A 24,487-nucleotide genomic window follows, 5' to 3' on the forward strand; every position below is an offset into this window, starting at 1 on the left:
TTGGTTTTATTAGGGAGATTGGTGGGGTTAGCAGCGGCGTAAGTATTACCTGCAATCTTAATAGTAACGAATAAAGTGGAACTGGCCGGGGGAGATGGCTGGCATAGGTAATGCTTCTGGTTCAGTGTTTGGAGGGGGGTAACCGATATTTTACGCTGGCGCTGGATGTTTTTTATTCACATAGAGAGTGATATTCGCAATGTTAAAATATAGTGAACTGTTTGCTTTATTACGACATAAACCGCAGGTGGGAGAAAATAGCCGTTGGGGCTTTGTTGCCATGTCCTTGGCGATTATCGTGATTGCTTATGATTTTACGGCTTTTTCAGTCGCGATTCCTAAAATAAGTCAAGAATTTAATAGTACGCTCAATCACAGTCAATGGGTGTTCAATGGCTATGCATTAACCTTAGGGGTTTTTATTATTACTGGTGGCCATTTGGCGGATTTGTATGGTCGACGTCGGCTGTTTTTTATTGGGATCACTTTTTTTTGCGTGTGCTCGGTGCTGGGAGCCTATGCGACGAGCATTAATATGTTAATTGTTTGCCGAATTGTGATGGGGTTGGGGGGCGCGATGATTTGGCCCGCGGTTCTGGGCATGGTTTATGCTCTATTTTCCAAAGAAAAAGCAGGGGTTGCTGGTGGTTTTATTATAGGTGTGGCTGGAATAAGTAATGCGACAGGTCCTACGGTTGGAGGTTTATTAACGGACTTTCTGAGTTGGCGTTGGATTTTACTTATTAATATTCCTATTGCATTAATGGCCCTAGCCTTAACTTGGAAAACCATTGCACCAGAAAACTTGCCTTGGAAACATAAAAAAGTGGATTATGTTGGAGTATTAACCTTATCAGTGTCGTTGTTTTCATTATTATTTGGACTTGATTTATTAGCGGAGCCACAATTAGATAACTGGTTGATTATTGGGTTATTCCTTTTATTTGTATTGAGTATGTTGGCCTTTGTTATTATCGAACGTAATCAAAATGAGCAGGCCTTAATTCCGCAAGAGTTGATGAAAAATGGTGTGTTTTTGGCTATTGGCTTGACCACATTAATGATGTCGACCATTTTTTTTGTTGCGTTACTGTATCTGCCACAATTTTTCATGCGCGAATGGGGTTATACTGCAGTTGAGTCCGGTGTGGCACTATTGCCAATGATTTTAACTTACGCTTTTATTTCATTTTTTTCAGGGGCTATTTATCATCGATTAGGGGCAAAATGTTTAGTGTCTATCGGGGTCAGCTTACTCGCGCTAGGCATGTTATTATTGGCCTATTTAGTGGTTTCTACTCCTTATTGGCAAGTTGCTGTGATGATGTTCATATTAGGATGCGGAATAGGGCTCGCTTATCCGACTGTGACAACGGCTGCAATGATGGTGGTACCTGTATCTCGAATGAGTGTAGCGGGGGGCATTATTTATATGTTTAGAACTGCAGGAGGAGCAGTCGGTGTTGGGATCAGTACCTGTATTATTTTCTTATCTTCTTCCCCATTAGCGGGAATGCAAAATGCATTTTTATTCAACGCTATTCTTGCACTTATCGGTTTAGTGATCTGTTTACTTTGGGTGAATGTTCATACCAGTGAGTCATAAAGTTAATGGTGTGAATAAAAGCAGAGGTATTTTATTCCTTTTATGTTTCAATAATTAATGTATGAAATGACTTTTGTGGTGTGTAGTAGTACTTAAGCATTGTTTCTATTGGTTTTTTAATAATAAGGGACGTATTATTGCTGATTATTATTCAACATCTTAAGTGGCATGGCAATAAAATCCACATTGGATAAAATCGTCTTTTGATGTTTCACTTAATATTGGCGTTGTGAACTGTACTGCTCATCTTTCTAACCGTTATTAAACGATTACACTTGAAAAAGTATCGGTACGATGGAATTCAGGAATAAAGGCGCACTATGGAAATTATTATTTTGATTATTGCTGGCTTTGTAGGCGGTATTTTAGCCAGTTTATTTGGATTAGGCGGCGGCTTGGTGCTAGTTCCTGCATTAGTCATTTGTTTGCCTTTTTATCATGTTGATCCTAGTGTTGTTATGCATCTGTCTGTTGGATCTTCATTGCTCATCATGTTACTCAATAGTTTGGCTGCTATCGTATATCATCACCAAGCTAAAAATATCGATTGGCTTTTGTTTTGGCAGATTTTTCCTTTTGCCGTGGTAGGAACCATAGTAGGCTGTGTTATCTCGATTCAATTACCCACTCATATTCTTATTTTATTATTTCTGACTTTTTTATTCGTGATCCTTATTCGCTTTATGGTTCACTTGATGTATCGAAAGAAATATAAAGTGCTTGAACATTCGCGTCCGCCTATGCTCAATAACGTATTGAGTGGAGTATTAAGTGGCTTTATTGGTGCAGGGATGGGAGTCGGTTCAAGTATCGTCATGGTGCCTTTTTTAAAACGTTATGGTTTTTATATCCGTCATTGTGCTGGGATATCTTGTTGCTTCAATGTATTGATTGCCCTTATTGCTGTGTTTATCTATGGCCTGCTTCAGGCTAAAACTGAGGCGTTACCTTATTACACAACGGGGTTTATATTTTGGCCAGTGATTATTTGGCTGGTATTAGGCTCAATTATGGGAGTGCCTTTCGGCACTTGGCTTGGTCGGCGTTTATCAGAAAAAATGACTACTTCGATTTACTTTAGTTTACTCATTATTATTTTCTTGGTGATGTTGTCTAAGTTATTAGAATTCTATTATTAATAGAAGGATGTTTAGTGCTAATTGATAAGAAGTAATTAGTTATAATTATACCTTTAATACTTATTCACTAAATTGGTATTAAATCTATTTATATTGCTATTTTTATGATGGTGAAATTGTTATGTTATTTTTAGTTCATATTGCTTAGTCACTCATGTGTTCATGATGTTTTATCGTGGAGTACTATGAAATAGTATAGAGTGAAAAATAAAAAATGACTTTAAGGCTGTATAACTCAAGTATTGGAGAATATATGACCCTTTTTCGTCCTATTTTGGTCATTATTATGTTAATTATAACTTTTGTTATTATTTCTTTTCTTTCATTGGAACCAATAATAACAGATGTGATTAATGAGATTATTGTATATATTCATACAGCTGAACAACAGAAATGGTGGATTGCATTTTTTGGAGTGGTCGCGTTGGCCCTTGATATTATATTACCCATTCCTTCTAGTTTAGTGGCGGTATACATTGGCACGGTATTTGACTTATTATCTGCAGCGGGATTAATTTGGGGCGGATTAAGCTTAGGGGCAATATTCGGTTATGGTTTGGGACGGGGAATTTACAACGTATTACCTAATTTTGATAGAAAGAAACATCAATTAAATAAAGCGACAATTATGTCTAAATCTTTAGACGAAGCGGCTTTAGTGTTAATGCGTGGTATTCCTGTTATGGCCGAAACATCAGTCATTGCAGCAGGAGTCGTTAAGTTCTCTTTTACTCATTTTGTTATTGTAACCGGCTTAGCAAATGCAGGTATTGCATTGGTTTATGCATATGTGGGTTCTCAAGTGAGCGGAGAATACTCACTGTTAATGGTCCTCGTTGCCAGTATTATATTGCCCAGTTTAGCATTGGGTATCAAATACTTTTTTGATGTTTTTATTAGAAAAGAAAAAAGTGAGAAAATAACAGAATCCCACTCATATTTTTTAAATAACACAGACAACATCAATCAAGGCAATAAAGTAAAATTGATGTATTCTGAACACGAACAAAATAATCGGCTCGATACATTATCTGCGACATTTAAAATTGATTATCATTATAATGTGTTGACCACGGATAATACTTTTTCAGTTAATAACGCGATGTTAATTGAGTTAATGAGGCCTACAGTTGTTGAATATCAGCAGAAAGTATTATGTATTATCGATCAAGGTGTGCTAGAGCATCGACCTGATTTTACTCAGAAGATTGAACAATACTTTAATCGACATTCTCGTTCGATATTTCATTGTCAAACAAAAGTGATACAGGGAGGAGAAAAATGTAAAACCCAAACGCAACTTGATCGGATTATTGAGTATATGAAACCCTTAGATCGTCATAGTTGGGTGATTGCCATTGGTGGGGGGGCCTTGTTAGATTGTGTTGGTTTTGCTAGTGCTATTTTTCATCGAGGGATCCGTCTTATTCGTATGCCATCGACGGTATTGGCACAAAATGATGCCGGGATCGGCGTTAAAAATGGCATAAATGCTTTCCAACAAAAAAATTTTCTCGGTTCATTTACTCCGCCTTTCGCAGTCATTAACGATGTTGAACTATTGGTAAGCTTATCCGACAGAGATAAACGTGCCGGTCTTGCAGAGGCTGTTAAAGTGGCCTTAATTAAGGATCCTACTTTTTTTATTTGGCTTGAAGAAAATGTTGAGCAGTTAAATCAATTTGAATTAGTTGCCACTCGTTATGCGATTCAGCGTTGTGCACAGTGTCATATTGAGCATATTACTCAGCAGGGCGATCCATTTGAGCGAGGTAATGGTAGGCCACTGGATTATGGGCATTGGAGTGCGCATAAAATGGAGAATTTATCTGATTATCAAATTAGGCATGGTGAAGCGGTGGCTATTGGTATTGTGTTGGATACACTTTATGCTCAAGAGATGGCTTGGCTGAGTACAGAGAAAGTTCATAGGATCATTAATGTGATCCAAAGGCTAGGTTTTGAGTTGTGGCATTATTCCTTAGACATGCAAGATGATAAGGGTGAGCCGCTTGTGATACAGGGAGTCGAAGAGTTTCGTCAACATTTAGGGGGGAGATTATCTATCCCTATACTGACGGATATCGGGGCCTTTCGCAATATAGAAGTGGTTGATATAAGTAAAATGAAAGGGGCATTAAAGCAATTAAAAAACGTGTCTTTGGAGTGTATGAAATGTTGACTGCAGCTCCTAGGTCATGGATTATTTTTTTTACTTTAGGCAGAGTCTCTAATTTACCAACAATATGGACTAATGTATTGGCGGCCAGTTTGTTTACTGTAGTGATGTTAGAGCAGCAAGCACCAGTGCTCAATTTGGCTTTATTGAGTCGTTGGGGATTGATTTTGATTGGCATATCTTTGATGTATTTAGGAGGGATGTTTTTAAACGATGCATTCGATGCCAAATGGGATAAAGCACATCAAGTCGTCAGACCTATTACACAAGAATGGATCTCTCAAGAGACGGTTTATATTGTCAGTTACTGTTTATTATTTAGCGGTATTTTACTGCTTACGCTAACGGGTTGGCAATATTTAGATACCTTGGATGGTTTGAATGCGGGTGTGTTTTTATTTTTATTGATTTTATTTTATAACCTATTTCATAAAACATGGGGATATGCTCGTTTATTAATGGGAGGGTGCCGAGCTGGAGTCTATTTGACTGCGGGTTTATTAATGGGAGGGATCTCAAAGGGTTTAATCTGGGTATCCTTATGCTTAGGTATGTATATTATTGGGATCACTTTATTGGCGCAATTTGAGCATCAGTCTGGGGAAGGTCCTCATCGATATAATCTATTATGTATCGTATTATTACTATTATTATCGCCATGTTATTTACTCTTTTTTATTCCACTTAATCCAATATTCTATCTTTTATTAAGTGGTTTTGTTTTTATATTATTGAGACAAATTGCCCCATTAATTAGACATTTTTTCTCACATAAAACGTTATTTATTCGGCCTTCAAATATTGGAGCGTTACTGGCAACTATTCCGCTATTTGACGCATTAGTGTTAGCGAGTGTTCAGCAGTTTGGTGCTTGTGTGGTGTGCCTCTGTGTGTATGTCTGTTTACCTAAATTACAACAATGGATTTCACCGACTTAAATTATTTTAATGAGATAAAGTCAACAAGGAGCCGTTAATGACAAACATCTTAAAAGATAGATCCTTAGCTGATTTATTGCGATTGGGCGCTGAGATAGAGCAGCAGTTTATGTGCATGTATTTATACGGTGCTTACAGCGTAAAGAAGCGTTATGTAGAAGGTCAATTTGAAGATGAAACCAGTGTCGATTATTTACCTCCTGAGCATCGACCTTTATTAGAAGAAGCCCGTCGTTGGGTGTCTAATATTTACACGGTAGCAAGGCAAGAAATGGAGCATTTGGCACTGGTCAATAACTTGCTAAGAGCCATTGGTGAAGCACCTTATTTTGCTCGGGATAACCTTAATACTGTTACAGATAATACCCAAGACCATATTTTTAAATGGTTTCCGTTAAGTGCTGAAGGTGGGGCGGGGCACGTGCCTTTCGATCCCATATTGAAAGGGGGAGAGGCTGACGATTTTACCTTGATCCCTTCTTGCAAAGAGGCGCATATAAAGCCTAAAGAGTTTGATTTCGCGTTAACGCCATTTACCAAAGAAGCGGTTAGAGCATGGACTTGCATGGAAGCGCCCTGCTTAGCGACTTTGAATAAAACCCCGAGTTTATGTGCTAATTGGTGTTTTACTTGCTGTGATCCAGATGAAGCTAATAGGTTAGATCAAGGTAGTTATGCGGGGATGATCTCCAAGCTTTATGAAGAAATCTTAAATCGATTTAAAAAATTAGCGGCAGATCAGTATGTGGTGCCAAGTCAAGATCAGGTGGCGTTATTACAGCAATATGATATTTATGTGTTTCCAGTTACCGATTTTGTATCAGCTAAACAGGCGATTGATCTTATTACAACACAAGGGGAAGGAAATCATGCCAGCATTGATTATCCCAGTCATTATCGACGTTTTTTTGAAATAGAAAAGCGTTATCAAGAGCAGCCACAATTATATTGGGAGCTACTGACTAACCCGAGCGAAGAGGATATTGTTAATCCAACAACTCGTGGCTTGTTTATTTTATCGAATCAAGCTTATGAGTTATTACTACTGATCTTAACAGCGCTATATGCATTACCTCAGTTACCTCAGCAAGCCCCTTTTTTAGCGTCGGCGTTAAAGCAAGAAGCATTTTCTCCCATTATGACGATGATCATTCGTTCATTATCTGAATTACTGGTGCAACTAAAAGTCAGTCATGTTTCAAACAAACGAGTGGCCAGTAATTTTGATATTAGCCAAGAAGTGCGTGCACTCTTGGTTGAGCCCTATTGTGAGCCAATATCGAGCAATAGTGAAGTGGCGCTAAAACCTGATATTGGTGATATTAACAAATTGCTTGAGCGTTTTAATCTGTTTAATCAAGGTTTAGCCAGTGTGGACCTTAAAGATGAAGATGTGGCAAACCCGCTGCTTATTTCATGGGCTCGGGAACGTCTCGACTACATTAAAACCAATGCTCAGCGGATCCAAGTGAATTTAAGCCGAATTACTCAGGTGGGAATTTACTCTCTGTTAGATGCTGGTTAAAGGAGCCGATGATGCAGGATAATGAAGAATATGAATGCCAATCAGCAAGTTTTATTCATAATAATAGTCAATTTGCCGTTGGCAGTTTTTTAACTATTGAATTTAGCGGTTATTTTACTTGCCGGCAAACAACAGACCCTGATCCTACAGATGATCCTTACGGCACCAGTGGCTACACAATGGCGTTAATGGGAGAGCCTTTACTGGATAATGTGATCCGTCTGCAGTGGTCAGATGAACACTGCACCTTGCGTCCGAGTGGAATCGCAGATCTGGAGCAGAAAATTAAAGCGGGCATAAGAGTTTCGAATGTGTATTTGAATGGCCAACAGGATGAATTTAGAGCGAAAAAGCTGCGTGGAGGTAGGGTTAATTTAGTGGATTCACCATTAAGTGATTTAGCCTGCGATCTTCAAAATAAGACTGTAATGGCATCACCCCAATTTATTTCTAATAATAACGTGGTGGGCTCTGATGACACAATGGCGTTTGTCATCGAGCCTTTTCAACTTGAAATTCGTAGTCCAGAACAGCGAAGTGATATTGAACCGTTAACGATCATTGCTCGTGATGTATTAGATACAGCGAGACCGTTTAAGCGGGCGATCGAGTTCGATCAGCCCAGTGCTTATGCGAGACGTTTAAGTGATGAGTTAGTCACAGACTCATCAGATGCTCATCAAGCCATAGGCGTCTTTGATGAATATGGTTATTTTCGCAGTCGGCGGCAGTGGTTGGAGCAATATAAATACCTCTTTATGTCTTTAGAGGCGAGATTACATCAGTGTATTGATAATTTGCAGCAAGAAAATGACGTATCCATTATGCAAAGTGAAGTCAATGAACTTAAAAAACTCATGCAAGAACAAGTCATACGAGATGAGTTTACCGCTTATGTGAATAGAGAACCTCATTTAGCTGGAATGAATAAGTTGGAAGCATTTATGCAATCGACTCCGTCTACTTTAGCGACAGACTTACAAGAAGAACTGACTTTATTACTTAATGATTTATTGCCTTTTATTGCGACTGAAATTCAAAATACTACCAGTCGTCTATTTCAAATAGAAGCGTGGGGCAATCGTGTGACCAATAAGTTAGGTTTTCAAACTAAGTGGCAGCATGACATTAATTGCGTCCGCCAAGTAGAAGTAAAAGGTGGAGAAGTTTCATCTTGGCTAGAGGGAGAGGTGATAACGGATCAGCCATGGTTTGTCGAATATTGGTTTGGTGCATGGGACGGAGATTTGTTAGCAGGTTTTATGAGCGGCCGTTTGCAAATTCCTTTTAAGCCTAACAATGAATTGGAGTGCTGAGAGTGCTGATGCAGCTAAATGAAACACAGTGTCAAGTGCAGCATTCTCATTTATTACGTCAATTACCGAATACTTGGTTTGAATCCACTTGTGCTCAACTTAAAGCTGACATTGATGACAGTAAGCTCACTAATATTGATTCATTAGCGGCCAATTGGTGTCATTACAGTGCACAAGCTGGACGTGAATATGCGGATCTTCAAATGCAAGAGGAGTTGATGGCTTGGCAAGCAGAAAGTGGCTTATTCAAGATGACGTTAATTGAAACTATCAGGCTGCAACTATTGGCTTATACCTTATTGCATTTGTTGCCTAGTTTGCGCTTTAAATTGTTTAAATACTGCGTACGCTATAGTGATGATAATGAGAAACAAGCAGTGGTTAAAGGCTTAGAATTATTGGACCGTAATGGCAGCTGTAAAGCATTGATTGTGGATCTTTGTCGAACCAATAATACCGCATTATTTGCAGCCATTGCATTAAGTAATGCTTGGCCTGCGAAACATTTTAGTGATGTTGAATTTGAACAAATGTTATTGAAAGCTTTATTTTCTGATTTCAATATCGATTTAATTGTGGGTTTAAAAAAAAGGCATAGTCAGCGGCTGAGTCAATTAGCTTTTGATTATTTGTCCGAGCGGGCATTGGCCCAGAGAAGCTGGCCATGCTCCATTTATTCTGCCATTGACCCCAAACATTTAACTGGTGAGCAAAAGGCTCGTTTAGCATTGCTACCTTTGCAAGTGCAAACATTGTTAAGCCGATATTAAAGGATAAAGGAGAGAATAATGCATTATTTTGATCCACATATTCACATGGTTTCACGCACGACTGATGATTATGAACGTATGCATGAAGCGGGTATTATTGGTGTGATTGAGCCTGCTTTTTGGCAAGGGCAAGCAAGAACGCATTTAGGCACGTTTATTGATTATTTTGATATGTTAATTGGTTGGGAACGGTTTCGAGCGAGTCAATTTGGGATCCGTCATTTTTGCACTATGGGTTTAAACCCAAAAGAAGCGAATGATATTGAATTGGCTGAAGAGGTGTTGGCGATATTACCCCGTTATTTACAAAAAGAAGGGGTGGTTGCCGTGGGTGAAATTGGCTATGACGATATCACGACTCAGGAGCATCATGTGCTTTGTTGCCAGTTAGAAATGGCGAAAACTTATGGGTTACCTGTGCTGATCCATACCCCCCACAGAGATAAAATTGGGGGAACTAAACGGACAATTGAAGCTATTCGTGAAGTCGGGGTGAGTGAATCTATGGTGGTGATCGATCATCTCAATGAATTGACCTTGCCTTTGGTGATGGAAACGGATTGTTGGCGAGGCCATTCGGTGTACCCTAATACAAAAATGTCTGAGTCTCGAATGGTGGCTTTACTCAGTGAATATGGGACAGAGAAGATGATAGTGAATAGCGCTGCTGATTGGGGGAAAAGCGATCCGCTTAAGGTACCTAAAACCGGTAATAAGATGCGTGAAGCTGGGTTTTCAGATGCTGAAATTACCCAAGTGTTATTTAATAATCCGATTGATTTTTTTGCTCAAAGTGGCCGTATAAGCAGGAAGGAAGTGGGCCAATCGCTCAAGATAAACCAAACTCAACAGTGGCAAGACAATTCTGCATTAAGGGGACAAACGCCTGTCATTGAAGCTTAGGAATGAACGAATGGCATTTCTATCCAGCGAGATCAGCTATTGCAGTAATGTGCATATGGGGGACTCACTTGCCCAGCTGCGCGATAATCTTGTTCAGTATATACAAGCGGTACGTAAGCAAAGACAACTATCAAAAATGAGTGCGGGATTGTGGATAAGTGCTACTGCGGCCAATGAACTGAATAATGAACCCGCATTACAGTCTTTTAAACATTTGCTTGATCAAACAGGTTTAAATTTGCAATCCATTAATGGATTCCCGTATGGGAACTTCCATCAACAGACAGTGAAAGAAAAAGTTTATCTTCCCGATTGGTCAGCGATTGAGAGAGTCGATTATAGCCGATCCCTTGCTGTTATTTTAGCCGCATGTTTACCAGATGGTTGCGATAGCGGGACCATTTCGACTTTGCCTTTAGGCTATAAAAAGAACTGGACACCACAAAAACATCAAGCTGCAATTGCGCACTTAACTGAACTCATGGATTTTCTAGGGCAGCTTTATGAGCAAACAGGGAAAAGGATCATCTTGTGTTTAGAAATGGAGCCGGATTGTGTTTTAGAGTCCACCGAGGAACTCATTACTTTTTTTAGGCATGAAATCCCTCAAGCCGCTATTTTTAAGCGACATTTAGCCATTTGCTATGATGTGTGTCATCAAGCGGTAATGTTTGAAGAGAGTGGCACTTCATTAAGGCGTATTCATGAGGCCAATATTGCTATTGGTAAGATCCAGATATCTAATGCATTGGAGGTTTTGTTTGACCATGAGGATCGTCCGCTCATGGATTGCTTACGCATGTTTTGTGAGTCTCGTTATTTACATCAAGTGAAATGCCTGCCTGTTGAGGAGCAAAATGTCGGCCGGTGCCATGACAGTCAACTGACTCAATACTCCGATTTAGTGTCAGCTTTATCACATCCTTTAAAGGGCAAAGGAAGAATTCATTTTCATGTGCCTATTCATGCTCCTTATTTAATCTTGCCACAATTGGGCACCACGCAGTCTGAAATATTAAGCGTGTTTGATTTTTTACATGATCATCCCGAATTGAGTCCATTTTTGGAAGTGGAAACCTACTCATGGCAAGTGTTACCGAGCCATATTCGCCCAGATAATGATGATGAGCTGATTATCCAAATAGCTGAAGAGTTGTCTTGGGTTGAAAGGGAATTACAACAGCGAGGAATATTATTTCATGACGCAAATGAAGACTAAGCCGCTTATTGTGATTGATATTGTCGGGTTGACACCGTCACTGTTAGGAGAGCATACGCCGAATTTAAATGGCTTAATGCAAGAGGGAGAAATGACGCCAATGCAAGGCGTGTTTCCAGCTGTGACTACCACTGCACAAGCGAGTATGTTAACAGGCTCTTACCCTGCACAACACGGTATTGTTGGCAATGGTTGGTATTTACGCGATCAAGCCGAAGTGCGTTTCTGGCTGCAACCTAACCAATTAATGCAAGGGAATAAAATCTGGCATAGCTTGAAGCATGAGCAGAATGATTTTACCTGCTCGCAATTATTTTGGTGGTATAACATGTACGCTGGGGTGGATAATGCGATAACGCCTCGTCCCCATTATCCAGCCGATGGCCGTAAAGTGATGGGATTATATTCTGAGCCGGCGACATTACATGCTCAAATAGAAGCGCAAATTGGTGAATTTCCTTTTTTTAATTTTTGGGGGCCCACTGCAGATATTCGTTCAAGTCGTTGGATTGTGGATTGTGCGATTGCAGAGCATCGAATGAACCAGCCTGATTTACAATTGGTGTATTTACCCCATCTTGATTATAACCTGCAACGATTAGGCCCAAATGATCTTGCTATTGCTGAGGATATTGCTGCTATTGATCATGAAGCAGGGCGATTGATTGACTTTGGCCGCAGTCAGGGGGCGGATATCTTGGTGGTGTCTGAATATGGTATTTCACCCGTGTCACATTCGATTTCACTCAACCGAATCTTGCGCCAAGCAGGCTTATTAGCAGTTAGGCAATCACTCACTTGGGAGCTACTTGATCCGGGGGCAAGTCGTGCTTTTGCTGTGGCCGATCATCAAATTGCCCACATTTATATTCAAGATGTTAATGATATTGCGCGGGTGAAAAGTATATTGGAAAAAGTATCCGGTGTTGAGCGGGTACTGGATCGCCGCACTCAATGTGATTATCACATTGACCATGCTCGCAGTGGGGAGTTGATCGCGATTGCCGAGCCCGATTGTTGGTTTAATTATTATTATTGGTTTGATGATAATCAAGCGCCTGATTTTGCACGCACGGTCGATATTCATAGAAAGCCGGGTTACGATCCTGTGGAACTTTTTATTGATCCCACACTTGGCTTTCCTAAGCTGCATATTGCGAAGCGTTTATTACAGAAGAAAATGGGTCAACGTATATTGATGGACGTGATCCCACTGACACCTGAATTGGTGAAAGGCAGTCATGGGCGGTTAAACGATACTGAGGATGAAGGTCCGCTCATTATATCTAATAGCGCTGCATTGAGTGAGTTTCTGTATCAACACAAAACTTTTGATATTAAGCAAGTTAATCACTTAATCCATATGCACTTCAAGCAAGCTTTAAGGAAAGTTATATGAAGAATTTTGCTAATGAGCCCATTAACGTAAACATGGCTTTTTGTCGTCACCAGATTAAAAAAAATAAGGTGTTGTGTTATGGCTTACTCAACCCTAGAGGCATGGCGTTTACCCCAGAAGGAGACTTACTGGTGATTGAAGCGGGGGCGGCAGAATTGGCGCCGCCTTATTCTGGACAGCTAACATGTCGAGACTGTCATACTGGAGAGATAAAGCAGACTCTACTGAGTGGTTATCGAGCCCTGAATATGCAGCAGCGAATGTTACGGGATGAAATAATGGGGTTGGCGGACATAGCCCCAACACAAGTGTTACAAACACACAAGAGTGCTTGGTTGATTGCTTTTACCGATTATATTGAAGGTTCTAAAATCTTAGAGCTGCAGCCTGCTTTTTTAAAGGGAGACGCACCTGACGTTACCCCACTGTTTGACACTCAAGGGAATATTAATAGTTTATGCTATCACCCTGAACGTCACGCTTGGTATGGGATTAAACCCGATACTAATGAAGTCGTGGAATTTATGCGTGGAAACCCACAAAAAGTGGTGTGTGTGCTGCCTGAATTAGCGTTAGGGCAAGAAGCCGTGCCTGTGAATATTGTGTATGATGCGTCGACGCAAAAGTTATTAATTTCTTTATTTTCAGGCGAATTAGGTCGTGGGGGTAAGTTTAAAGGCATTGATTTTGAGAAATATCAAGGTGCGGTGATTGCACTGGATTTAAATAATCATCAAATTGAGACTTTGATCACCGGATTAACTTTGCCTACAGGCCTGTGTATGACAGAGGGGGGACAAATTTTAGTCACCGAATTATGTGAAGAAGTTCTTGAACCTCTACCAGCATCGGGCTTGCCCACTGAGCCATGTCATGGTGGGTTTAAGCGCTTTAGTGGTCGTTTATTACGGGTTGATTTATCATTGGGTCAGTGTGATATTTTAGCAACAGGTTTAGATACGCCGTCTAATCTTTTGGTACACAAAGACAATATTTATATCAGTGAAGGCATGGGGTTGCCTGGACGTCTATTACCGGCGTTAAATGGGCATAGCCAAGAACTCAGTGGAATGATCCGTAGAGTCTCACTCAATGAGGGGGAGGAAGGCAACCTATCCACTCAGACGAGCTGAGTGGAGAAATCTTTATTGTCTTCTTCTATTTTACATAGTTTGTGGTGCAAGCAGCAGGTAAGCTGCCTGTAGAGCAGCCGCCAGTATTGGGTTTTACTTGTTTAAATAAATGCGATACGGCAGCATTTGTTTGTTGCGTAGCAATGGCATCACGTCCAGTGCCTTCAGTGCCCGTTGATATATTGTGACAACTCATACAATTAAAGGCTGGATTAATATCCGCGACGCCATTTTGGACATAGGTTTCCATACTGACATTGGCCGATGATAAAGAGCCTCTTTGAAAGTTAGTTGTCGCAGGTAAGTTGCCATTTTGGGACCACACATTGCCGGTGAGTTCATAATTAGCCCAGTAATCGGCTGTGCTACTGTTGGCTTTAATATTGTCACTCATCGACTGGTTTATTTGCTGCATATTGGTGGTGTTTTCGGGATCTTGCTCAGGTACGCTAGACTCTCCATAAGGGTGAACGCGACAGACCTGTGTCGGTTTATCTGCTTGAAAGGTGTTTCGAGGGCAATCTTTACAATCTGGATTATAAAAATTCCATTCGCCTGTTGGTGGCGCAGCTGAGGTGATTTGTGCGCAATCTGGTGCATTTCGGTAATGATCAAAGGTGGCCCAGATAAACTCTTTATGTACTTGTGTGGTTCCAACAACATGGATCCCCACTAAGGCTAAATCCACTAACTCGCACTTATTTTCAATAATACCTGGGATCACAAAATAATCATCGGGCGTATTAGGATTGAGCATCCAAGCTGTTTTTAATACAAACGAACTGGCAGGAAAACGTAAATTGGCATAGTTATTGTCACCTGAGCCATTACTGGGGTATTGCTCATACACTTTCGCAGCACAGTTTGACTGATATAAATCACATTGATTGATAAAATCATAGCTGATCTTATTGACGAGAATATCGTAGTAAACAAAGTTACCCGCTTGATCTATCAAGGGAAAATTAGAGCCCGCTTGTACGGGGGCATTCTCTAATACCGTTTGAGATAAATAAAGCCGTTCCGGGTTTTCTTTACGCTCCTTTTGGCATGTATTGGCATCCGTTGTGGTGGCCGTTCCCCATTTTCTCGGGGTGTTACCTTTATCGACAAATATGTCGTATGTTGGCATCCATGATAAAAAACGGGGTTGTTTGGTGGTGCTGTCGATTTGTAATAGGTAACTAAAGGCTTGCCAAGCAAATTGTTGGAAAGAGCAGTTATCGCCGTCGGTCACGCTGGTGGGCAAATGACTGCTTGGAGTTAACCAGTTTGCACTGCCTGAACAGCTTAAAGCTGAAGTGGGTGTAGAAGGGGCACTGCTCATTGCGCTGTTGGGCACCATTGCGGTCTGGCTATCGCTACTTTGGTTATTAGTATTCTCGGTTGTCGGTTTTGGCATGCAAGCGCTTAAGTTCAAGGTGACAGTGAGCAATATAAGTGTTAGTGGTTTCATTGTCCTCTCCTTAGGCATTATTGGGGTTGATATAACGGCTATCTAATGGGCAGCCGTTATCAATCCATTGAGTGATCATATGAATGCGGTCTTGAGATAAATCCCGCACCACAGGCATGTAAAGTGGGTCATTATAATTTCTGAGTAATACGGCCTTTATTTTTTTACTATTAAGTTTGACAGAGTCATAGCTGCTTAAATCAAATTGGCTCATCACAGGGTATAACTTGCCATACTGAGATAAGATCTCACCAATACTGCCATCCCAAGTTAAGTCACCAAAATTAGGTTGTTTTTGATATATTTGTATGCTGACTAAGTCATCTTTATGACCTTGATAGTTTTCATTTTTGAAGTTATATCTAAGAAAATATACTTGACCATCAATATAGGCTCTAGGGTTACCAGGATTTTGGGCGATAATAGTTAAACTGGCTTTGCCTGTTTCGTCTGTGGTGATGGTGTTATCAAAGGTTAATGCATTTTGGGGGATGGAAATATTGACTAGGCCTAAGGTGCCCCCAGTACCTAAGGTTTGATTGGTGTATAAAAAGGCTTCTTCTTCACTGAGTAAGTCCAAGGTAATGTTGGTATTGGCTAACGGTTTGCCAAATTGTCTGGCATAAATGTTGACCGTCACCTCATTGCCGTAGACATCGGGTTGATTTTCACCACCACGTTTGAGATGCGTGGTGCCTGAGTTCATTCGAAATACAAATTGATCTGCTCTTAAAAATAAGCCTTCAGGGTTCTCACTTAATAAAATTTGTGTGGGTTTTTGGTTTTCATCAACACTCACAAGCACTAGAGGATTTTTCTCTATGGTCATAACTTGTTCAGGAGTGAGTTGAATATCGACAATACCTCCTTGCTTAAATAGGCTATCACCCCTTCGATTGAATGGGTCAGTAGAGAGGAGAGTCACATCCTCGATAGTGGCCTTTTGGCCTCCTGTGTTGTTGAAATAGCCTAATCGTAATAACCCTTGATCAATGAAATGACCCGCAGGAGATAAAGTGGGCAGTGCATTGCCTAAATTGATGGATAAGTGGTGACTGTCGGCGAATAATTGGCATGGCGCATAATTATGTAAGTATTGAGTCATTTGCTTTCCTGTGTCATCAGTCACAGGTTGTAGCATGCGCGCTGCTGTAAAAAAATCAGGGGCATCGGCTGCATCTTTGGTTAGTGGGCCGATATTGCCAAAGGCTTGACCATAACTGAAGTCATATTGGCTGGCGGGCGTATAAGCCATTTCTGCCGTTGTCATTATTTTCTTATGATATTCGTCATAGTCGGAGGGGGACAGTAATGCTTTGAGCTGCTGATTAAAATAAGTGGGGGTTGGAATTTGCCCCAGTGATTGGCCTGCATTCATTTGATAAAACAATAAGGGCTCAAGTGCAGATATCACCTCATCAGGAACGCCTTCGGTGACGAGTTGATATTTTATATCACAGTTCCATTGATAGATTTGTGGTTTAACATTATAGGCCCGTACATTGAAATTAATGCTTAAGGCATTGTTAGGGATATCCAGTGCTTGAATGAGCCGACTATTTTTTAATTCATTACTTAAATTGGTGTCACTTAAGCCAATAAGTAATGATTGATAGACGGCACTGGCGGATGCAGAGCTGGCTGCCACTGCTTGTGCTTGGATCCAAGACTCAACAAAGCCAATGGGCATGAAATTGCCAGTGAAGTTGCCAGTATCATTGCCTAAACCTAAGGTCATAGCCCAGATTTCAGAGACATTCATTTGCATGGGATCTAAGTCCACTAATTTGGGAGGCGTAACAGTAAACACGCTGTCAATGGATTGTCCTATCCAAGGATCGTCATCAGGGCTATCATCTGGGCCGTAAATCACTTTAGTGATGGTGCCATTGAGTTGAAAATTGCCTGTACCAGCAGGGTTCCAATAAAGTTCAACATTATTCTGTTGTTGACTGGTAAAGACTTCAGTTCTTACTTGAGGGCATGGTGAGTCAGGTGATTCGGGTACTTGATTTTTAGGGTTATAATTATTAGGGGTGTTATTAAGCGTAGAGGGATCGGCTTGAAATGTGCCATCGAAAATGATGCGGGGGTAAGTAAAATAACTCATGGTTTATCCTTTTAAAAATGGAGAAAAGTATTTATGACTGCATGTTGTTGTCCATTAAAAATAATGATTGATATTTAAGCTGGGTTTTTATTGTTTAATTTAAATATAAAGTTAAATATTTTTATTTTTTGCAATTAAAATAAAACGCTATACTATTTAACTTGAAATAATTTTTAATTGAATTTTTATTTAAAAATTAATAAAAATAGCCCTTTATCTCATAGTGTGAGCGTGGATCTAATACCAATTTATTGAGGCTTTTTTTATTTTTTTATGCTTAATCACTAAGACATAGTATTTAAATGACTTTAATCTATATAGACCTTGTTAAAAATAAGGTTAATATTAAAGGTTAAAATTTTACCCTATCGATAGAGTAAAGGTGTTTATATTAGAAATAAAGGAAAAAAAATATTTTAATATAGAAATAATGGGTAAGAAGAATGAAAAATAACGGCCTAAGCAGTCGGTATAAGAACAGGCCATTTTTGTACATAAAGGAGATGGCGAGTGAGAATGAAACTGAGTTTACTTTTCTTATGCTTGAGCACAGTGGTAGCCTGTACTCAAGAAAATACGAACAAACAAAATGAAAATAGCGTGGGGAGTGGGGTCGAAACCAAAACTGATCCATTGAGTGTGTATTGTCAATTTCCTGAAAAGGTACCAGCTGCAGGTGCAGATCAGACAGCATTTGATGATTATAGCTGGCAAATGTTTTTGTCTTTAAATTGGGTAAACAGTCAAACACAGCGAGGTGTACCCGATTGTAATAAAGCCATCGATGCCTCAGGACCTCGAGTATGGGAGTCTTGGAAAACAACCTCAGAACTTTTTTTGCCTAATGCTGCAGCCCCTGGAGACTGGAACTCGGGATGGAAAGGCGTGAATACATCGCTTAAATTGAGTGCAACGAGTAAAGTGGCGACACGCATTCAAACAGCTTTGGAGAGCGAGCCTAAGGGCTCTGGAATATTACAAGCAGTGGGTGGCTGGCTCATCGATCAGCGGGGAAATCCAACCTATTATCAAATTGCATCCAATGAAATTTCTTTTGATTATATTGTGTCTCATCAGTTATATAATGCAGAAAAAGTGAAAACATTCTTTCCTGTTAATTTTCCTTGGGAAGCGTCAGAAATTAAGGCAAGCTGGCGTATTTTAACTGACAAAGATGACAGTAGTCGTTATCTGACTCAGACAGCGTTAGTGGAGGAGTTTGATACACAAGGTAAACCCAAGAATACCTTTATCACTGAAACCTTGGGCTTGGTGGGATTACATATTATTAATAAGCCTAAAGGCTTTCCTCAGTGGGTATGGGCGACGTTTGAACAAGTGGATAATGTAGATCCTAACGCGACTTTTGCTTCCTATTATAACCCTGATGCGAGCAATCCTAATCAATCACCTTGTCAGCCAAATGTGATACCTTGTACCCCTAAAGAAGGTGCCAGTTTTACCACCCCCGATCCACTCACACGGTTGACGCCGATAACGGCTGAAACCTTATCTGTGAATCAAAAATTTCAGAGTCTGCTAACAAGCAGTGTCTTGCAATACTATCAATTAGTGACCACACAGCGACCAAGTAACCCTAATGATCCTGGCGATCCTTTAGGCACACCAGCGCCTAATATTGCAGCTAATGTGACCATGGAAAGTTACATTCAAGAATCGAGTAATTGTATGGCTTGCCATCAAACGGCCAGTGGCATTGATTCACCTTATCATTCTGATTATTCATTTTTGCTATTGAATGCTACTCAGCCGTAAGGGCTTGGATATAACCAAACAAGATGGTTTTTAATCATGAAACCAAAAGGATGAACTTATGAGTATTTTTAGTGGACCGCGTATTAATTTTTGGGGTGGTATTTCAACCAATGTGAATGTGGCAAATAACAGTAATGGCGTACCGCAAAGTGCTGAACTTAAAGATCAACAACCGATATTAGATCTCGCTAGGGCGCAAATTGCAAAGAAAGCGGCATCGATGAGCGATGAAAATATTATTGCTTTAATGAGGGCGCCGGATCCTCAAGATTATTATACCGAAAGTGGTTGGAATTTTTACGGCGATCAGCAGTTACATTTGGTGGATGCAAAGGTGTCGAGCAGTGGTGAGCCTGGGGCGGTGAATACCCAAGGGGATATCGTCAATGAATCAATATATTTATTGGGTTCAATCGATCCTATTACTGGGGAAGGACCGCAAGCGAGTGCGGTGATGGTGGATTTGGATCCTACAGCATCAATTTCAACGCAAATTATACTGGGTGGTTTAATGATAGGCTCACCTGAGCAGCCCAAGTTACACCTTGTCGAAAATGTCACCGCCAACAGTTATGGGGTGTTTACCGTTGAAGCGGAGGGGGATAATGAAACTAATCAAGGGTTAATTAAGCGACAATTTTATCGTGATCCCGATGGACCGGGTTCTGCCTGGGCCAGTGGTACCTTTCAAGTGACCTTTAATAAAGCCTCTATTAAATCGGCTGATATGAGCTGCCCTGCGATTGCGGCAATAATCAATGACGCGACGATGGATGGCATTGTTCTTCGGTTTCAACTGTTTGAAATGTTTCCGATGCTGACAACCGATGAGCTGCAGTTAGCTTATAAAAACAATCAAAATCCTTCGAACCCCAGTTTGGGCCGTATTGTAGGTACCCTTGCTCCCCATTATCCCGGTGAGCCTAAGACTTGCTCCATTGGGCGTGAAATTGTCATGCAAGACACACACCTGGTGGGGTATTTCGATATTGATCAAGAGGCTGAGCGTCTTACTTTAGATGCGCTGTCTTTATACCCTAAGGGGCATTTTCGTGATAATCGGAAAAATATTGGCGCGAATTTCCCTATTGAGCCCAATGTGGATTACGGCATCAATACGCTCACGGCGGGGGATGTCTCTCTTTCGTTTAGTGCTAACCCTGATGATTACTATCGCTATGGGGGGATCATTGACATTGAGCTTGCAAGTTCATCGGCAATCGACACGTTAAATCACTGTCCTGTTGAAATAACGGGTGAAAAACCCGTGAAACTCACAACTATTGGCGAGCAAATCAGAATTGATCCTACAAACGTCAATCATGTTTCGAGTAAACCCATGGAGACGACTTTTAAGGCAATCGAAACACCGGTGCGCATTTATGGGGATACCCGTAATGTTTATATTGATGAGCATGATGGTGCGATGGATATTGAGCTTAATGTGCGTATTTATGGACGCTCGACACCCATTTTTGATGAGCCTGGCGGCAATTTACAAATCACGTTAGCGTCGGGTAATACTGGGCCTGAAATTCCAGATGGTAATTTTCTTGATTTTCCCTCGAAGACCTATGTTCAACAAGGCAAGAGTCAGTTCACATTCTCTATTGCTGATAAGGGCAATATCGACCAGTACGGTTTTCAAACCTTAGTGATTTCTTCTGTCGAAGGAGGCTCACATTTTATTAATGTTCGAAAATACCCTCAATCGGATTTTGGTATTGTGGCGGGCAGCAACATTAGTTGGGAGCAAGTCTATCAAAATAGCTTGCGATATTTTTATGTGACTTTTCCTGCAATGAATATGCGTTTTCCGTTAAATGATGAGATGACGGTTAAGAATTTATCAGGACCGATCCAAAGTCGCATTAGTGATACTTATCGTCAGACCAGTTTGTACATGCCGATTACGCGTTCCATGACACCGAGTCAGCGGGCATTGTTGACTCAGTTTTTAAATAATCAACCTTGGGCACCTCTGACGGGATCGCAGACGACAAGTTCAGATCATCAAGGAGAGATCACCCAACAGCCTCATTAATGGAAGGTAAAATGGGGGAGAATGCTTCTAGTCGCATATTAATATAAGGATATTTATAAAATGAAAATCGTGCATTATTGCTTAATACTCATCATCAGTGGTAGTCAAATATTGATCCCCCTTTTTGCCAATGAGCCTGTTGATATACTCAAATCATGGGCACAGTCACCACAAAACATCAGTGATGCTGTGTATCCGACTAATGGGGTTCATAGCAGTAAAGGTTGTTATGCCTCTAATAATCATTGTATTGCCAAACGTAATAAGGGGGATCCGAGTGATCCTTTATTTCCGAGTCAATGGATCAGTGATTGGACCATGTTCAGGGTTTTTCAAAACTATGAGAATAATCCACCTCCATATACCAACCCACCCGCAACCTTATCCTCGCAAGATTATACTGTGTCTTTTGGCACGACTTATTATGATGCGAATTACATGCCTGAAGATAAAGATGGAAAAGGGGCGATGCTAGAACATTACAATGAGTATTGCTTGCCGATTTTTCCGATTAAAGATAATGCCTATACCTGCAGTTTTATTTCGTTAGGTAATAAAGCCTATTTTTTAACCTATGACGATAGGCCTAAAAATATGCCTCAATGCTGTTTGTTTTCACCTTTAAATCATCCACCCCGACAAGATTTTATTAAACACTTAGATTATTCAAAGGAGCGTAGCCAACAGCTTAATGGATCAATTCAAGCCTATGTATGGCAAGCGATGTTAGATAAAGGGGGGCCGTTATTTGGTTATGCTTTTAATCGAGAGGCATCACCAGACGCATATTCATCATCTTGGTATCGTCATCCACAATCTTTTTTCTTTTCCGGTGATACCACGCAAGCGAATGCTCCCATTGTCAGCCAAAATTACACTAGCTTTCGTGCCGAAAAACCCCAAGCTGCGTTAACTTGGGATAAAGTGGCTCAAATGTGCCCAAAAGACAATATTCCTATATGTCAGTTGTTTAAAGGTCAGTAGCGCATTATTTCACTTTTATGGAGGCTATCATGAACACTGAAACATTGGCACAATCGATACAATCGATACAATCGATACAAGAGATTAAGGCATTGGCCGAGCGATGGAATACACTGTACGCAGAACAGAGGTTTGATGAAATGAAAATGCTGGCGACAGAAGATGTGGGCATAGCCAATGCCTCTGCATCAACTTCTCCTTCTGGCCTGATTTTTGGGCAAGAAAATGATAAAAAGGGGATTGTTGACGCTTATTATGGAAAAAGTGGTACAGAGCATAATTTGTTGGTTATGGCGTATTTAGACTGGGAATATATTCCGTTAAATGACAATCGGTTTTACACCATTGGACGCTATATCCGTGATACTTCAAGGTGTATGTCTTCAGAGTGTGTAAAAGTGTCTAGTTCAAGGCGCATGATTGCAGAAATGCTTATTGCCTTTTAAAGTTATGCAACTTCGATGTAGGTGCTTTACACACTCCCAAGGGGCTGGCCTCTTTATATGTAAAAGCAAGGCCTTTTATACTGCGTTATTGAACATTGACTTAGAATCACTAGGCCCGCTGTTCAAGCTGACCATCAAGGATGATGGAAATGTCATTTATGCAGGAGCAATTAATGACCTTGTCTAAAAGGCTTTTCATTCCAACTGAATCCTGCATCTTGATGTATCACGGGTATTTACATTGGAGCCGGACACTATCGGTGTAAATGCTTGGTTACTTCGCCGAGAAACCGTGTCCTCGCCTTGGAGAATATATCGAGTCATTAATAATTAGAAGCTATTTTTCAGTGAGCTTTGGTGTTTTCAAATATTGCTGAGTGATAAGCTGTCATTAACACAATGGTCATAAAAGGATGTATGCGTGAATAAGTTGATGATTATTTCGATTCTAATTCCGGTGATTTTTTTTACTGTCGTATTGGGTATGATCTTTATTCCCGTTAAGCGTGAAAATCACCTTGATAGTTTGAATTTTAATGTGTTAGAAACTCAGCCCATTGGCGATACTGGCTGTATTGACTCTCAGTACATAGCACGTGATGGTAAGGCACTATTTTATCGTATATTTGTGGGAGATACACAACGGGTTTTTGTGTTATTACATGGCTCGGCCACTGAAGGGCGTTATTTGCTGCCGTTAGCAAGTCAGCTTCACCAGCAGCTTGGTGCTACGGTTGTGGTGCCAGATTTACGCGGTCATGGTCGTTCTATGTTGTCTCACCCCGGTGATATTGATTATATTGGTCAATATGAGCATGATTTGGCCGATCTTCATCAGCAACTGGCTGAAGAATATCCTGATGCAAAATTGATCCTCGTGGGGCATTCCTCTGGTGGAGGGCTGGCGGTTAAATATGCAGGCAATGCTAAGGGGAGACAAGCGCAAGAAGTGATGACAGATAAGGCTCAATACTTGTCACCCTCTTTTGATGCTTATGTGCTGCTTGCGCCTTATTTGGGTCATGATGCGCCTACGGTCAGACAAAACTCTGGTGGCTGGGTACAAGTCTCTGTCAGGCGAATTATCGGATTGAGTTTATTAAACCGTTTAGGGATCCACTCATTGAATGACACGCCTATTTTGTTTTTTAATCGTCCCCAATTTTTGAGCGACTCATTACAGCTCAATCACTATTCCTATCGCTTAAATGTGTCTTTTTCGCCAAGTAACTACCATACTGAGTTACAACAAAATACCCAGCCGATGTTATTATTAGTGGGTGAAAATGATGAAGCCTTCTATGCGGATAAATTTCATGATGTTATGCAAAGGAGTGCACCTCAAGCAACCGTTTATATATTACCAAATGTGCAGCACTTAAATTTGCCTAATGCCCCTGCCACCATAGAAAAAATAGTGAGTTGGCTACAATGAGTAAAGCGAAACGGACTTGACAGTATTATACTCAAACCACTTGAAGATGCAGGATTCAGCTGGAATTAAAACGCGTTTAGGCAAGGTCATTAATTGCTCCTGCATAAAT

Annotated in this window: 18 protein-coding genes; 16 read left to right on the forward strand and 2 right to left on the reverse strand. The window is 40.5% G+C overall.

Annotation, left to right across the window (positions count from 1 at the left end; translation table 11 throughout):
• The first annotated feature begins 199 nt into the window (after positions 1-199).
• The 11 genes from Q0779_RS04135 (at position 200) to Q0779_RS04185 (ending at position 14,127) form a co-directional block, all read left to right on the forward strand.
• Positions 200-1,606, forward strand: a complete 1,407-nt coding sequence (locus Q0779_RS04135) for an MFS transporter (protein ID WP_298769796.1) — start codon at positions 200-202, stop codon at positions 1,604-1,606.
• Between the two features lie 320 nt (positions 1,607-1,926).
• Positions 1,927-2,745, forward strand: coding sequence for a sulfite exporter TauE/SafE family protein (locus Q0779_RS04140; protein ID WP_298769797.1), 819 nt, complete (start codon positions 1,927-1,929; stop codon positions 2,743-2,745).
• Between the two features lie 253 nt (positions 2,746-2,998).
• The gene (locus tag Q0779_RS04145; RefSeq protein WP_298769799.1) at positions 2,999-4,927 is read left to right on the forward strand and encodes a 3-dehydroquinate synthase; all 1,929 of its coding nucleotides are present in this window, start codon (positions 2,999-3,001) and stop codon (positions 4,925-4,927) included.
• Entirely contained in the window at positions 4,921-5,862 is a 942-nt protein-coding gene (locus Q0779_RS04150; RefSeq protein WP_298769800.1) for a hypothetical protein, read from the forward strand. Before Q0779_RS04145 ends, Q0779_RS04150 begins: the two co-directional genes overlap by 7 nt.
• Before the next feature lie 37 nt (positions 5,863-5,899).
• Positions 5,900-7,387: a ferritin-like domain-containing protein gene (locus Q0779_RS04155; protein ID WP_298769802.1), complete on the forward strand. Its 1,488-nt coding sequence runs from the start codon at positions 5,900-5,902 to the stop codon at positions 7,385-7,387.
• Positions 7,388-7,398: 11 nt separating this feature from the next.
• Complete coding sequence (locus Q0779_RS04160) at positions 7,399-8,703, forward strand: hypothetical protein (RefSeq protein WP_298769804.1); 1,305 nt, start codon at positions 7,399-7,401, stop codon at positions 8,701-8,703.
• An 8-nt stretch (positions 8,704-8,711) separates the two neighbouring features.
• Complete coding sequence (locus Q0779_RS04165) at positions 8,712-9,473, forward strand: EboA domain-containing protein (RefSeq protein WP_298769806.1); 762 nt, start codon at positions 8,712-8,714, stop codon at positions 9,471-9,473.
• Positions 9,474-9,491: 18 nt separating this feature from the next.
• Positions 9,492-10,376, forward strand: a complete 885-nt coding sequence (locus tag Q0779_RS04170; protein WP_298769808.1) for a TatD family hydrolase — start codon at positions 9,492-9,494, stop codon at positions 10,374-10,376.
• Positions 10,377-10,386: 10 nt separating this feature from the next.
• Positions 10,387-11,595 carry a metabolite traffic protein EboE gene (gene eboE, locus Q0779_RS04175; protein WP_298769810.1) on the forward strand — a complete coding sequence of 403 codons (1,209 nt, stop codon included), beginning with the start codon at positions 10,387-10,389 and terminating at the stop codon, positions 11,593-11,595.
• Complete coding sequence (locus tag Q0779_RS04180; RefSeq protein WP_298769811.1) at positions 11,576-12,994, forward strand: alkaline phosphatase family protein; 1,419 nt, start codon at positions 11,576-11,578, stop codon at positions 12,992-12,994. The genes eboE and Q0779_RS04180 overlap by 20 nt, the downstream gene beginning before the upstream one ends.
• Positions 12,991-14,127 (forward strand): hypothetical protein, encoded by a 1,137-nt coding sequence (locus Q0779_RS04185; RefSeq protein ID WP_298769813.1) that lies wholly within the window; start codon positions 12,991-12,993, stop codon positions 14,125-14,127. Before Q0779_RS04180 ends, Q0779_RS04185 begins: the two co-directional genes overlap by 4 nt.
• Before the next feature lie 25 nt (positions 14,128-14,152).
• On the opposite strand, the gene Q0779_RS04190 is transcribed toward Q0779_RS04185, so the two are convergent.
• Positions 14,153-15,583: a hypothetical protein gene (locus Q0779_RS04190; RefSeq protein WP_298769815.1), complete on the reverse strand. Its 1,431-nt coding sequence runs from the start codon at positions 15,581-15,583 to the stop codon at positions 14,153-14,155.
• Between the two features lie 10 nt (positions 15,584-15,593).
• Positions 15,594-17,693, reverse strand: coding sequence for a hypothetical protein (locus Q0779_RS04195; RefSeq protein ID WP_298769817.1), 2,100 nt, complete (start codon positions 17,691-17,693; stop codon positions 15,594-15,596).
• 510 nt (positions 17,694-18,203) lie between these two features.
• Between Q0779_RS04195 and Q0779_RS04200 the strand changes: the two genes are divergently transcribed.
• The 5 genes from Q0779_RS04200 to Q0779_RS04220 all read left to right on the forward strand — a co-directional run bounded on the left by Q0779_RS04200 (position 18,204) and on the right by Q0779_RS04220 (position 24,378).
• Positions 18,204-19,469 (forward strand): hypothetical protein, encoded by a 1,266-nt coding sequence (locus Q0779_RS04200; RefSeq protein ID WP_298769819.1) that lies wholly within the window; start codon positions 18,204-18,206, stop codon positions 19,467-19,469.
• Positions 19,470-19,527: 58 nt separating this feature from the next.
• Positions 19,528-21,513: a hypothetical protein gene (locus tag Q0779_RS04205; RefSeq protein ID WP_298769821.1), complete on the forward strand. Its 1,986-nt coding sequence runs from the start codon at positions 19,528-19,530 to the stop codon at positions 21,511-21,513.
• Between the two features lie 60 nt (positions 21,514-21,573).
• Positions 21,574-22,497 (forward strand): hypothetical protein, encoded by a 924-nt coding sequence (locus Q0779_RS04210; RefSeq protein WP_298769823.1) that lies wholly within the window; start codon positions 21,574-21,576, stop codon positions 22,495-22,497.
• A 29-nt stretch (positions 22,498-22,526) separates the two neighbouring features.
• Entirely contained in the window at positions 22,527-22,943 is a 417-nt protein-coding gene (locus Q0779_RS04215; protein ID WP_298769825.1) for a hypothetical protein, read from the forward strand.
• Positions 22,944-23,364: 421 nt separating this feature from the next.
• Positions 23,365-24,378, forward strand: coding sequence for an alpha/beta hydrolase (locus Q0779_RS04220; RefSeq protein ID WP_298769827.1), 1,014 nt, complete (start codon positions 23,365-23,367; stop codon positions 24,376-24,378).
• Positions 24,379-24,487 lie beyond the last annotated feature (109 nt).

The sequence above is a fragment of the uncultured Shewanella sp. genome, assembly GCF_947491715.1.
In the GTDB taxonomy this organism is placed as follows: Bacteria; Pseudomonadota; Gammaproteobacteria; order Enterobacterales; family Shewanellaceae; genus Shewanella.

What these genes read in the sequence shown, in the direction of transcription:
- Q0779_RS04135 (WP_298769796.1), top strand. Translation starts at nt 200, where the DNA reads ATGTTAAAATATAGTGAACTGTTTGCTTTATTACGACATAAACCGCAG.
- Q0779_RS04140 (WP_298769797.1), top strand. Translation starts at nt 1,927, where the DNA reads ATGGAAATTATTATTTTGATTATTGCTGGCTTTGTAGGCGGTATTTTA.
- Q0779_RS04145 (WP_298769799.1), top strand. Translation starts at nt 2,999, where the DNA reads ATGACCCTTTTTCGTCCTATTTTGGTCATTATTATGTTAATTATAACT.
- Q0779_RS04150 (WP_298769800.1), top strand. Translation starts at nt 4,921, where the DNA reads ATGTTGACTGCAGCTCCTAGGTCATGGATTATTTTTTTTACTTTAGGC.
- Q0779_RS04155 (WP_298769802.1), top strand. Translation starts at nt 5,900, where the DNA reads ATGACAAACATCTTAAAAGATAGATCCTTAGCTGATTTATTGCGATTG.
- Q0779_RS04160 (WP_298769804.1), top strand. Translation starts at nt 7,399, where the DNA reads ATGCAGGATAATGAAGAATATGAATGCCAATCAGCAAGTTTTATTCAT.
- Q0779_RS04165 (WP_298769806.1), top strand. Translation starts at nt 8,712, where the DNA reads ATGCAGCTAAATGAAACACAGTGTCAAGTGCAGCATTCTCATTTATTA.
- Q0779_RS04170 (WP_298769808.1), top strand. Translation starts at nt 9,492, where the DNA reads ATGCATTATTTTGATCCACATATTCACATGGTTTCACGCACGACTGAT.
- eboE (WP_298769810.1), top strand. Translation starts at nt 10,387, where the DNA reads ATGGCATTTCTATCCAGCGAGATCAGCTATTGCAGTAATGTGCATATG.
- Q0779_RS04180 (WP_298769811.1), top strand. Translation starts at nt 11,576, where the DNA reads ATGACGCAAATGAAGACTAAGCCGCTTATTGTGATTGATATTGTCGGG.
- Q0779_RS04185 (WP_298769813.1), top strand. Translation starts at nt 12,991, where the DNA reads ATGAAGAATTTTGCTAATGAGCCCATTAACGTAAACATGGCTTTTTGT.
- Q0779_RS04190 (WP_298769815.1), bottom strand. Translation starts at nt 15,583, where the DNA reads ATGAAACCACTAACACTTATATTGCTCACTGTCACCTTGAACTTAAGC.
- Q0779_RS04195 (WP_298769817.1), bottom strand. Translation starts at nt 17,693, where the DNA reads ATGAGTTATTTTACTTACCCCCGCATCATTTTCGATGGCACATTTCAA.
- Q0779_RS04205 (WP_298769821.1), top strand. Translation starts at nt 19,528, where the DNA reads ATGAGTATTTTTAGTGGACCGCGTATTAATTTTTGGGGTGGTATTTCA.
- Q0779_RS04210 (WP_298769823.1), top strand. Translation starts at nt 21,574, where the DNA reads ATGAAAATCGTGCATTATTGCTTAATACTCATCATCAGTGGTAGTCAA.
- Q0779_RS04215 (WP_298769825.1), top strand. Translation starts at nt 22,527, where the DNA reads ATGAACACTGAAACATTGGCACAATCGATACAATCGATACAATCGATA.